The following is an 11700-nucleotide window of genomic DNA, read 5'->3' as shown; positions in this document are numbered from 1 at the left end:
TCCGCAGGGGCCGCGCCAGCAGCCGGGCGGCGGCCACGGCGTCGGCAACGGCGAGGTTGATCCCCACGCCGCCGATCGGCGACATCGCGTGCGCCGCGTCGCCGAGGCAGAGCAGCCCGCTCGTGTGCCAGCGCCGCAGCCGGTTCAGCCGGACGTCGAGGTGCTTGACGTCGTGCATGTCCGTCAGTTCGCCGACGCGGTCGGCCAGTCGCGGCAGGACCCGCGCCACCTCGTCGCGGAACGCCTCGATCCCGGCCGCGCGCAGCTCGGGATCGATTCCCTTGCGCCCGAGGTAGGCGATCTGGTGGTAGCCCTGCCGAGGGATGACGATGCCGAACCGCCCGTCCCGCATGAGCGGGGTCAACGAGGTCATGTCGCCGGGCTCGCGGCTGAGCCGGAACCACCACGCGTCCATCGGCACCGGCGCCTCGACCGGGCGCAGTCCCGCCCGCTCGCGCGCGAGGGACTCCCGGCCGTCGCAGGCCACGGTGAGTTCGGCACGCAGCGTCCCGGTCGCGCCGTCCCGGGTGCGGTAGCGCACTCCGGCGACCCGGCCGCCGTCGTAGGCGAGGTCGGTCACCTCGGTGCCCATCCGCAGGGAGAAGGTCGGCTCGCGGTTGCCCGCGTCGGCGAGCAGGGTGAGAAAGTCCCACTGGGGGACCATGGCGATGTAGGGGTGCGCGACCCGTAACCGCGTGAGGTCGCCGACGACCACGCGATCGTTCTCGCCTGTGGGGAAGGCGATCTCGGTGAGCCTGCTCTGGGGGAGGGCGGCGAACCGGTCGCCGAGGCCGAGTTCGTCGAGCAGGGCGAGGGTCGACGGATGCACGGTGTCACCGCGGAAGTCACGCAGGAAGTCGTCGTGCTTCTCCAGCACGGTCACCTCGACCCCCGCGCGGGCGAGCAGGAGCCCGAGCACCATCCCCGCGGGGCCCCCGCCGATCACCACGCACGTCGTGCGTTCGCGCTCGCCCATCTGGCCCTTCGTGGCTTCGCTCATCGCCGCCTCCGAATTCATCGAGTGTTGAATAAGTTCACGATGCACGGCGTGGGTGGTGCCGTCAAGGGCGCTAGGCTGAACGGCGCTATGAGTGAGACGAAGGCCGTACGCGCCCGCTTCTGCCCGTCGCCGACCGGAACCCCGCACGTGGGGCTGATCCGCACGGCGCTGTTCAACTGGGCGTTCGCCCGCCACCACGGCGGCACGCTCGTGTTCCGCATCGAGGACACCGACGCGGCCCGGGACAGCGAGGAGTCCTATGAGGCCCTGCTGGACGCGCTGGACTGGCTCGGGCTCGACTGGGACGAGGGGCCCGGAGTAGGCGGCGAGTACGGCCCGTACCGGCAGAGCGAGCGCGGCGAGATCTACACCGACATCGCCCGCCGTCTGCTCGACGCGGGGGAGCTGTACGAGGCCTTCTCCACCAACGAAGAGGTCGAGCAGCGGCGCAGGGCGGCAGGCCAGGACCCGCAGCTCGGCTACGACAACTACGACCGCGACCTCACCGAGGCCGACCGGCGGCGCTTCCGGGACGAGGGCCGTAGCCCGGTGCTGCGGCTCCGGATGCCGGACGAGGACCTCACCTGGACCGACCTGGTGCGCGGGGAGATCACGTTCAAGGCGGGCACGGTGCCCGACCCCGTGCTCGTGCGGGCCAACGGCCGCCCGCTCTACACCCTGACCAACCCGGTCGACGACGCGCTCATGCGCATCACCCACGTGCTGCGGGGTGAGGACCTGCTGCCCTCGACTCCCCGGCAGATCGCCCTGTACCACGCGCTGCGCAGAATCGGCGTCACCGACTTCGTGCCCGAGTTCGGCCACCTTCCTTCGGTGCTCGGTGAGGGCAACAAGAAGTTGTCCAAACGCGATCCGCAGTCGAACCTGTTCCACCACAGGGAACGGGGCTTCATCCGCGAAGGGCTGCTCAACTACCTCGCCCTGCTCGGCTGGTCGATCGCCGATGACCGCGACATCTTCACCGTGGACGAGCTCGTGGAGGCCTTCGAGATCACCAAGGTCAGCGCGAACCCCGCGCGGTTCGACGCGAAGAAGGCCGAGGCGATCAACGGCACCCATGTGCGCGCACTGGAGACCGAGGACTTCGTCCAGCGCTGCCTGCCGTACCTGAGCGCGGCCGGTGTGCTCCCCGACGAACCGGACGAGCGCGGCCTCGCCACCCTGCGCGGGATCGCGCCCCTGGTGCGGGAGCGGGTGGCCGTGCTGTCCGAGGTGGCCCCGTTGGTGCGCTTCCTTTTCGTCGACGAGGCGACCTTCGCGCCGGAGGAGGCCGCGGCGGCGAAGGCGCTGGGGGCCGACGCCGAACCCGTGCTCCGCGCCTCGATCGAGGCACTGGAGGCGCTGCCGGAGTGGGAGACCGATCGCATCGAGACGGCGCTGAGGGAGGCGCTGGTCGACGGCCTGGGTCTCAAGCCGCGCAAGGCATTCGCGCCCGTGCGGGTCGCGGTGACCGGGCGCACGGTGTCGCCGCCGCTGTACGAGTCCATGGAACTGCTCGGCCGGGACGTGTCACTCTCCCGGCTGCGGCGGGCGCTGCCGGGCCACGCAGCGTAGAGATCCTGGACCGAAACAGACCCGGTTTTATCACCTCGTCAGCCGAGTCGAGCACGCCAAAAGTGCCCTAGCCTCGCGTGGTGGCTTTTGTGCTCGGCTCCCCGACGGCATCGCACACCGGTTCCGAACTCGACGGTTGCGCGCCCTGGACGCCTCCCGAGCTGCGGTTGGTGTGTCTGGACATCGACGACACGCTGATCGATTTCTCGGCGGCAGGGCGAAGATCACTGGAGCGGCTGGTCGGCAGGACCGACCTGTGGCCCCTGTGGGAGCGCGTGACCGACGAGCACGTCTCCCGTGTGGTGGCCGGCGAACTGGAATACGCCACCATGCACGCGCGGCGCACCCGCGCGTTCCTGGCCGAGCTCGGTGTCGCGGTCCAGCGGCCGGAGGCCGAGGAGTTCGAGGCGCGGCGCAAGGAGTTGCTGCGCGCGAACTGGCGCCTGTTCGACGACGTGCTGCCGTGTCTCGAGTGGCTCACCGCCGCCGGCGTCCGCCTCGCGGCCGTGACGAACGCCTCCGGGGATCACCAGCGGGACAAGCTCGACGGCCTCGGTCTCGGGCGGTTCTTCGACCATGTGGCGATCGCGGGTGAGATGGGCGTGGCCAAACCCGACCCTGTGATGTTCCACGACGTGTGCTCCACGCTCGGGTGTGACCCCGCCCAGGCGGTTCACGTGGGCGACAAGCTCCGCACCGACGCGGCCGGTGCCCGGGACGCGGGCCTGGTGGGTGTCTGGCTCGACCGCTCCGGTAGTGCGGCCGTCGTTCCCTCCGGCGTGCACGTGGTCGCGAGCCTGGCGCAGCTACCTGAGCTGCTCGTCTCCGAGTTCGCTCGGGTGGGGGTCCCCAGTCCGCGATGAGAGGCGGGGGCCCGTTGCCGGGCCGCTGAGGGCATGGTCTAGTATTTACACACAACGGCGCCGAGCTGAAGCGCTTCGGTGAGGCGCCCGTTGGGGTATGGTGTAATCGGCAGCACGACTGATTCTGGTTCAGTTAGTCTAGGTTCGAGTCCTGGTACCCCAGCTGCGGAGCGGGAAATCCGGTCTGGTAAGATCGCTTCCGCAACACAGAGCAAGCCCCCGTCGTCTAGCGGCCTAGGACGCCGGCCTCTCACGCCGGTAGCGTGGGTTCGAATCCCATCGGGGGTACCACAGGGGTAGGGCCCCTCCGCCCAGCGGAGGGGCCCTACTCTTTTTTCCTTTCTACTCCCGCGAGTTGCCCCCCATGACCCGTGAGTTGCCCCTCGCGGTTCGCGAGTTGCCCGCTCGAGGAACCGAGTTGCCCCCTGTCGCGCGTCAGTTGTCCTTCCACGACGCCCGGGTCCTTCTGGCGCCGCCCGAGCTGACCTCAGGGCCGCGCCGAGGTGGGCTGCCTCGTCAGGCGACTCCCCGGCTCGGTCAGGGCAACTCGCGGGCTCGCAGGGGCAACTCGCGGGCTCGCAGGGGCAACTCGCGGGGGTCAGAGGTGGTCGTGGAGTGACTGGGCGGCCTCGAGAAGGTCGGTGGCCCATCGCGCGCCGGGGCGCCTGCCGATGCGTTCCACGGGGCCCGAGACCGACACCGCCGCGACGACGTTGCCCGCCTGATCGCGCACCGGTGCCGAAACACTGGCGACACCCGGCTCGCGTTCGGCCACACTCTGCGCCCATCCCCGGCGCCGCACTTCCAGTAACGTCCGCTCGCCGAACACCGCGTCGGCCAGGATCGCCTGCTGGGTGTGCGCGTCCGCCCAGGCGGCCAGCACCTTCGCTCCCGACCCCGCGGTCATCGGTAACCGTGCGCCGACCGGAACCGTGTCCCGCAGCCCGCTGGGCGGTTCGGCCGCGGACACGCACACGCGCACGACGCCCTCCCTGCGGTAGAGCTGCACACTCTCGCCCGTGGCGTCCCGCAACTCGGGCAGGATCACACTGGCCGCATCCAGCAACGGGTCCACGCTGCCGCCCGCCAGTTCCGCCAGGGCCGTGCCGGGATGCCACCGCCCCTCGGGGTCGCGCCGCAACATGCGGTGTACTTCGAGGCCGACGGCGAGCCGGTGCGCGGTCGCCCGGGGAAGCCCGGTCCGCGCGCACAACTCGGCCAGTCCGCACGGCTGCTCGGCGGCCGCGTGCAACACCGCCACGGCCTTGTCCAGCACGCCGATCCCGCTCTGCTGCTGTTCCGCGTCGTCCTGCTTGCTAACATCGGGTTGTCCCACAAAGCGATACTACAATCTCGCGATTTGGGATGTCCACATTCCGAGAAGTGAGTCCGCTCGCTACGCGACACGGTTACGGAGGAGCCCTGATGACCGAAAGGCGGGGCCGCACACTGGCGGAGAAGGTGTGGGACGCGCACACGGTGCGCCGAGGCGAAGGAGCCGAACCGGACCTGCTCTACATCGACCTGCACCTGGTGCACGAGGTCACCAGTCCACAGGCCTTCGACGGGCTGCGGCTGGCGGGGCGGCCGGTGCGGCGTCCCGATCTCACGATCGCCACCGAGGACCACAACGTCCCCACCGTGGGCACCGAGTTGCCGATCGCCGACCCCGTGTCGCGTACACAGGTCGACACCCTGCGCCGCAACTGCGAGGAGTTCGGCGTCCGGTTGCACCCGATGGGCGATGCGGAACAGGGCATCGTGCACGTCATCGGGCCCCAGCTCGGCCTGACCCAGCCGGGCATGACCGTGGTCTGCGGGGACAGTCACACCTCGACCCACGGTGCGTTCGGGGCGATGGCGTTCGGCATCGGCACGTCCGAGGTCGAGCACGTGCTCGCGACCCAAACCCTGCCGCTGCGGCCGTTCAAGACGATGGCGATCACGGTGGACGGCAGGCTGCGCCCCGGCGTCACCGCCAAGGACATCATCCTCGCCGTCATCGCGCGCATCGGCACCGGCGGTGGGCAGGGACACGTGCTGGAGTACCGGGGCAGCGCCATCGAGTCGCTGTCGATGGAAGCGCGCATGACGATCTGCAACATGTCCATCGAGGCGGGCGCGCGGGCCGGGATGATCGCGCCGGACGAAACGACGTTCGCCTACCTCAAGGACCGCCCGCACGCCCCGTCCGGGGCCGAGTGGGACGCCGCCGTCGAGGCGTGGCGGGAGCTGCGCACCGACGACGACGCGGAGTTCGACGCCGAGGTGCGCATCGACGCGAGCACGCTGACTCCGTTCGTGACCTGGGGCACGAACCCCGGTCAGGGTCTGCCGCTGGGGGAATCGGTGCCCGACCCGGCGACGATGGCCGACGAGACGGAGCGGGCCGCCGCCGAGAAGGCCCTGTCCTATATGGATCTCCGCCCCGGGACGCCGCTGCGCGACGTCGCCGTGGACACCGTCTTCCTCGGCTCGTGCACCAACGGGCGGATCGAGGACCTGCGGGCCGCCGCCGAGGTCCTGCGCGGCCGCCGGGTCGCCGACGGCGTGCGGATGCTGGTCGTCCCCGGTTCCATGCGGGTGCGCCAGGTGGCCGAGGCCGAAGGGCTCGACGCGGTCTTCGCCGAGGCGGGCGCCGAGTGGCGGCAGGCGGGGTGCTCGATGTGCCTGGGCATGAACCCCGACCAGCTCGCGCCCGGCGAGCGCAGCGCGTCGACCTCGAACCGCAACTTCGAGGGCAGGCAGGGCAAGGGCGGCAGGACCCATCTGGTGTCGCCGCTGGTGGCCGCGGCCACGGCCGTGCGGGGCACGCTGGCCTCACCCGAGGACCTGGACTGACACCGCCCGCACGCACCCACCACGACATCCGGCCGCGGCCGAGAGAGAGGCGATCGAGCATGGAACCCTTCACGACCCACACCGGCGTCGGCGTCCCGCTGCGCGCGTCTAACGTGGACACCGACCAGATCATCCCGGCCGTCTACCTGAAGCGCGTCTCCCGGACCGGCTTCGAGGACGGCCTGTTCGCCGCGTGGCGCGGCGACGAGGACTTCGTGTTGAACTCCGAGCCCTACCGGCAGGGCAGTGTCCTTGTGGCGGGCCCGGACTTCGGGACGGGATCGTCGCGTGAGCACGCCGTCTGGGCGCTGATGGATTACGGCTTCCGGGTGGTGATCTCCTCCCGATTCGCCGACATCTTCCGGGGGAACGCGGGCAAACAGGGCCTGGTGACCGCCGAGTGCGCGCAGACCGACGTCGAGCGGTTACAGCGGCTGCTCGACGAGCGTCCGGGCGCCGAGGTCACCGTCGATCTGGAGAACAGGACTGTCAGCGCGGACGGCTTCTCCGCCGATTTCGCGATCGACGACTACACGCGCTGGCGGCTGATGGCCGGACTCGACGACATCGCCCTGACGCTGCGGCACGCCGACGACATCGAGACCTTCGAGCGTGGGCGTCCCTCGTACAAACCGGTGACCACGCCGAGGTAGGCCGTGGTGCGGCGGATTCGGCGCCCCGAGCCGAATCCGCCGCCGTCGCCAGGCCGTTTCTCCTCCTCCGGCACGGTCGAACAGCGACGGACCCGACGCCGGACGCACGCCGAATGCGCCGCCCGAGCGCCGCGCGTGCGCCGGAAGTGGCGCACGCCGTAAGGAAAAATCCGCGTGCCGTTTGGAATTTGTGCTGCGTTGGTAATACCGTGTGCGCATGTCGGCCGGTGTGGCCGGGTAACACGTAGTTCTTCTTGGAGGACTGGAATGGCCAACAAGGCCCAACTCATCGAAGCGCTCTCCGAGCGCTTGGGCGACAAGAAGGTCGCGTCCCAGGCTGTCGACGACCTCGTCGACATCATCATTCGTACGGTGAACAAGGGTGAGAAGGTGAACATCACCGGCTTCGGTGTGTTCGAGAAGCGTGCCCGTGCCGCCCGTACCGCGAGGAACCCGCGCACCGGCGAGACAGTGCGGGTCAAGAAGACCAACGTCCCGGCCTTCCGGGCGGGCACGACGTTCAAGGATGTGGTCAGCGGCGCCAAGAAGCTGCCGAAGGCGACCACGACCAAGCGTGCCACCGCCTCGACCTCCTCGCGCGGCGCGAGCACGTCGAGGGCGACCAGCCGGCCGACCTCCACGCGCACCACGACGAGCCGTACACGGTCCACGACGGCGCCTGGTACGACGTCCTCCCGCGGAACGTCCAAGGCGACCACGAGCAAGAGCACCACCGCGAAGAGCACGGCCACCAAGGCCGCGCCGAAGAGCACGGGCCGGGCCTCGACCGCGAAGTCGTCGACGGCGAAGTCCAGCACGGCGGGCAAGGCGTCCTCGGCCAAGTCCTCGACCGCGAAGTCCTCGACCGCGAAGGGTTCGAGCGCGAAGTCGTCGACGGCCAAGTCGTCGACCGCCAAGGCGTCCACGGCGAAGTCGGCCACGAGCAAGTCCACGGCGGCGAAGTCGAGCACGGCGAGCAAGTCGTCGGGAACGAAGTCGTCGTCGGCGAAGTCGTCGTCCACGGCGAAGAAGAGTCCTGCCAAGACCACCAAGGCGGCGGCGAAGACGGCGCCGAGGACCACCGCCAAGACCTCGACCGCGAAGACCTCGACCAGCAAGTCCGCGCCGTCGAAGACCTCGACGGCCAAGGCGTCCACGGCGAAGTCCTCGACGGCGAAGTCCTCGACGGCGAAGAAGACGACCGCGGCCGCGAAGAAGACCACCGCGACGCGCACCAAGTAGGTCGGCGCGACCGGCACCGACCACTCTCGGCAGGGCCCCATGCCATCCGGCGCGGGGCCCTGCCGAGTTTCGTACCGGAGAATTCCCTCGCCTTCGCGGGCGCGCGCGGAAGCCCCGCGCCGCGCAAGGGGCCGGGAACGCCGTCGTCAGCCGGGGGAGGCGTCGGTCAGTTCACTCGTCACCGGCTCCGGTAACGGGCTGGACAGGTAATGCGCCGAGACCAGGCGCGCATCGGCGTCGAAGGAGAGCAGCCACGCCGAGCCCTTCTTGCTCGGCACCTCACCCGACTTCTTGCGCTGCACTTCGACGCCGTCCTGCTCGGCCAGGGTGGCCACGAGGCCGGGAATCGCACCGCCCTGGCTGCACACGACGGGCGTGCCGCCGGTTGCGGCGAGGGCGCGCAGGAGCGCGAGTCCCTCGACGGGGTCGCTCGCGTAGCCCTCCTCGGACAGGCGTGGCTCCAGTTCCACCTCGACGCCCGCGTCGTCGGCCACGGACTGCACCGTCTGCACACACCGCAGGCGTGGCGCCGACACCACCCGGTCGGGGCGGAACGCGCGCAGCAGGACCCGCAGCGCGCGGGCCTGGCGCACCCCGGCATCAGAGAGCGGGCGCAGGTCGTCGTCGCCGGTCCAGTTCTCCCGGTTGCCAGCCTTGGCGTGCCGCACGAGCAGCAGCGTCGTCAGGTCCGGCTGCCGCGCGGCGAAGACGTCGAGCACCCGCACGTCGGTGTCGTAGCTGAGTAGCTCCCGCGCCCGGGCAAGCGGCAGCCAGCGCAGCTCGTCCACTTCCGCGTTGGGCAGGAACCCACCCGCCACGGCGCGGGCGGCGAAATACTCGACCGTCTTGCCGGCGGAGCCGACGGTGTATTCGACGACAGTGAGGAATCGGTCGAGGACGGGTTCGTATCCCGTTTCCTCGGTGACTTCCCGCGCGGCGGCCACCGCGCTCGTTTCGCCCGCGTCCAGTTTCCCCTTCGGCAGGGACCAGTCGTCGTAGTGGGGACGGTGGACGACGGCGACTTCGACATCCGCGCCGAGGGGGCGCCGCCACAGCACCGCCCCCGCGGCTCGTACAACCTTGCTCACCCGGCGGCTCCGTGCTTGCGCAGCAATTCCATCTGATGGTCGCGGACCTGGCCGCTGTCCGCCGGAGAGGGTACCCATTCCCCCGAAGGGCGCAGTACCCAGCACCGGGTGAGCGGGTCCAGCGCGGAGTCGAGCACGTCGTCGAGCTGGGCCGTGAGTTTGGGATCGACCACCCGCACGATCGCCTCGATGCGGCGGTCGAGGTTGCGGTGCATGATGTCGGCACTGCCGATCCAGTACGTGTCCGCGCCCCGGAAGTGGAAGATGCGGGAGTGTTCGAGGAAACGGCCGAGGATCGAGCGGACCACGATGTTCTCGCTCAGCCCCGGCACACCCGGCTTGAGCGCGCAGATCCCCCGCACCACGACCTCCACCGGCACGCCCGCCTGTGAGGCCCGGTACAGGCCGTCGATGACCCGCTCGTCCACCAGTGAGTTGCACTTGATGCGCACTCCCGCCGGTTCACCCGCCCGTGCGAGGTCGATCTCGTCGGAGATGAAGGCCAGCAGGCCGCGCCGGATGTCGTTCGGTGCGGTGAGCACGTTGCGGTAGGTCTGCTGGCGGGAGTAGCCGGTGAGCACGTTGAACAGGTCGGTCAGATCCGCCCCGATCGCCGGGTCGGCGGTGAGCAGGCCGATGTCCTCGTAGAGGCGGGCGGTTTTCGGGTTGTAGTTGCCCGTGCCGAGGTGACAGTAGCGACGGATCGTCGCCCCTTCCTGGCGCACCACGAGCGCGATCTTGCAGTGGGTCTTGAGGCCCACGAGGCCGTAGACGACATGCACTCCGGCGCGTTCGAGCGTGCGTGCCCAGGTGATGTTGGCCTGTTCGTCGAACCGCGCCTTGATCTCCACGAGCGCGACGACCTGCTTGCCCGCCTCGGCGGCGTCGATGAGCGCGTCCACGATCGGGGATTCGCCGGAGGTGCCCGAGGTGCGGTACAGCGTCTGTTTGATGGCGAGCACCTTGTCGTCGGCGGCGGCCTGCTCCACGAACCGCTGCACGCTCGTGGAGAACGAGTCGTAGGGGTGGTGCACGAGCACGTCGCCGTCGCGCAGGGTGGAGAACACGCTCTTCGGGGTCTCCCGCTCGCCGAAGGCCGGATGCGTGGCCGGGACGAACGGCGGGTCCTTGAGCTCCTTGCGGTTGAGCGAGTACAGCTGGTTCAGACAGTTCAGGTCGAGCAGGCCGGGGACCTCCACGACGTCCTGGGGATCGACCTCGAGCTCGCGCAGCAGGAGTTCGAGCATGTGCTCGGTCATGTCCCGCGCGACCTCCAGCCGCACCGGCGGACCGAACCGGCGCTGCGCCAGCTCACGCTCCAGCGCCTGGAGCAGGTCCTCGTCCCGGTCCTCCTCCACCTCGAAGTCGGCGTTGCGGGTGACCCGGAACACGTGGTGCTCGATCACCTGCATGCCGCTGAACAACTCGTCGAGGTGGGCGGCGATGAGTTCCTCCAGCGGCAGGAAGGTGGCCACCCGGCCGCCCGCGTGTTCGACGCGCACCAGTCTCGGCACGTTGTTCGGGACCTTGACCCGGGCGAAGCGTTCGGTACCGCCCTCCGGGTCGCGCACCGTCACGGCGAGGTTGAGTGAGAGCCCGGAGATGTACGGGAACGGGTGCGCCGGGTCGACTGCCAGCGGAGTGAGAACCGGGAAGATCTGGCGGGTGAAGTAGGCCGACAGCCTGCTCCGGTCGTCGGTGTCGAGCTCCGACCAGCGCACCAGCCGCACGCCCTCGGCCTCCAGCGCGGGCCGCACTCCGCGTTCGAACGCGAGCGCGTGCCGCTGGACCAGTTCCCGGTTGCGCTCGGCGACGTAGGCGAGTTGCTCGCTGGGGGTCAGCCCGTCGGCGCTGCGCACCGACAACCCGGTCTGCTCACGGCGCTTGAGCCCCGCGACCCGCACCATGTAGAACTCATCCAGATTGGACGCGAAGATGGCCAGGAACTTGGCCCGTTCGAGCAAGGGCTGGGACTCGTCCTCGGCCAGGGCCAGCACCCGGGCGTTGAAGTCCTGCCAGGAGAGCTCGCGGTTGACGTAGCGGTCGTCGGGGAGGGTGTCGGCCTCGGACGTCACCCCCGTGACCGCCGGAGGCGCCGAGGGCACGGTGTGGAACTCGTGCGGACGCCCGTTACCGGTCGTTTCCCCGGGAGGCGGGGTGGTGGTGACCTGTCGGCGGCCGGAGCCGTCACCGAACCCGGAAGCGGTGGCCGAAGCCGTGCTCTCGTCGTCGCTCACAGCGGCCATTGTCCCTCATCCGTGGCGGAACGGAGGCGGCCGAGCAGGTGTGCTCCGGCACGGCGCGTGCCCGCCCGCCAGGCCCGGTCGTGGCAGGCGTCGCGGGCGTTGCCGGGGTCAGCGCGGCAGGCACGCGTGGTGATCGAGCAGCGCTCCGGTGCGATCGCCGAGGCCGAGCAGGCGGGCGTGTTCCAGGTCGCC

At 70.1% G+C, this 11700-nt stretch carries 9 protein-coding genes and 2 tRNA genes; 7 read left to right on the top strand and 4 right to left on the bottom strand.

The window, feature by feature from the left end; translation table 11 throughout:
* Nucleotides 1-1000: FAD-dependent oxidoreductase (locus SACSA_RS22145; RefSeq protein ID WP_019815182.1), on the bottom strand; the 1000-nt coding region annotated here is incomplete at its 3' end.
* Between the two features lie 87 nt (nucleotides 1001-1087).
* On the opposite strand from SACSA_RS22145, the gene gltX reads away from it, so the two are divergent.
* The 4 genes from gltX to SACSA_RS0108855 all read left to right on the top strand — a co-directional run bounded on the left by gltX (nucleotide 1088) and on the right by SACSA_RS0108855 (nucleotide 3729).
* The gene (gene gltX, locus SACSA_RS0108870) at nucleotides 1088-2575 is read left to right on the top strand and encodes a glutamate--tRNA ligase (RefSeq protein ID WP_019815180.1); all 1488 of its coding nucleotides are present in this window, start codon (nucleotides 1088-1090) and stop codon (nucleotides 2573-2575) included.
* Nucleotides 2576-2745: 170 nt separating this feature from the next.
* Nucleotides 2746-3438: an HAD family hydrolase gene (locus SACSA_RS0108865; RefSeq protein ID WP_028661703.1), complete on the top strand. Its 693-nt coding sequence runs from the start codon at nucleotides 2746-2748 to the stop codon at nucleotides 3436-3438.
* 91 nt (nucleotides 3439-3529) lie between these two features.
* Nucleotides 3530-3601: transfer RNA gene (locus SACSA_RS0108860), tRNA-Gln, on the top strand.
* Nucleotides 3602-3653: 52 nt separating this feature from the next.
* Nucleotides 3654-3729: transfer RNA gene (locus tag SACSA_RS0108855), tRNA-Glu, on the top strand.
* Nucleotides 3730-4036: 307 nt separating this feature from the next.
* Here the strand turns inward: SACSA_RS0108855 and SACSA_RS0108850 are convergent.
* Nucleotides 4037-4774 carry an IclR family transcriptional regulator gene (locus tag SACSA_RS0108850; protein ID WP_019815176.1) on the bottom strand — a complete coding sequence of 246 codons (738 nt, stop codon included), beginning with the start codon at nucleotides 4772-4774 and terminating at the stop codon, nucleotides 4037-4039.
* Between the two features lie 89 nt (nucleotides 4775-4863).
* Here SACSA_RS0108850 and leuC point away from each other — a divergent pair, with 89 nt between their 5' ends.
* From leuC to SACSA_RS0108835, 3 genes are all read left to right on the top strand, one after another.
* Nucleotides 4864-6279 (top strand): 3-isopropylmalate dehydratase large subunit, encoded by a 1416-nt coding sequence (leuC, locus tag SACSA_RS0108845; RefSeq protein ID WP_019815174.1) that lies wholly within the window; start codon nucleotides 4864-4866, stop codon nucleotides 6277-6279.
* Between the two features lie 59 nt (nucleotides 6280-6338).
* Entirely contained in the window at nucleotides 6339-6932 is a 594-nt protein-coding gene (gene leuD / locus SACSA_RS0108840) for a 3-isopropylmalate dehydratase small subunit (RefSeq protein ID WP_019815172.1), read from the top strand.
* 267 nt (nucleotides 6933-7199) lie between these two features.
* Nucleotides 7200-8174, top strand: a complete 975-nt coding sequence (locus tag SACSA_RS0108835) for an HU family DNA-binding protein (RefSeq protein ID WP_019815170.1) — start codon at nucleotides 7200-7202, stop codon at nucleotides 8172-8174.
* Nucleotides 8175-8320: 146 nt separating this feature from the next.
* On the opposite strand, the gene SACSA_RS0108830 is transcribed toward SACSA_RS0108835, so the two are convergent.
* Both SACSA_RS0108830 and SACSA_RS0108825 read right to left on the bottom strand, forming a co-directional pair.
* Nucleotides 8321-9262, bottom strand: a complete 942-nt coding sequence (locus SACSA_RS0108830) for an NUDIX hydrolase (RefSeq protein ID WP_028661701.1) — start codon at nucleotides 9260-9262, stop codon at nucleotides 8321-8323.
* Nucleotides 9259-11508 (bottom strand): RNA degradosome polyphosphate kinase, encoded by a 2250-nt coding sequence (locus tag SACSA_RS0108825; protein WP_232212893.1) that lies wholly within the window; start codon nucleotides 11506-11508, stop codon nucleotides 9259-9261. Before SACSA_RS0108825 ends, SACSA_RS0108830 begins: the two co-directional genes overlap by 4 nt.
* Nucleotides 11509-11700 lie beyond the last annotated feature (192 nt).

Source organism: Saccharomonospora saliphila YIM 90502, from assembly GCF_000383795.1.
Lineage (GTDB): Bacteria > Actinomycetota > Actinomycetes > Mycobacteriales > Pseudonocardiaceae > Saccharomonospora > Saccharomonospora saliphila.
This window is presented reverse-complemented; position numbering and strand designations above follow the sequence as displayed.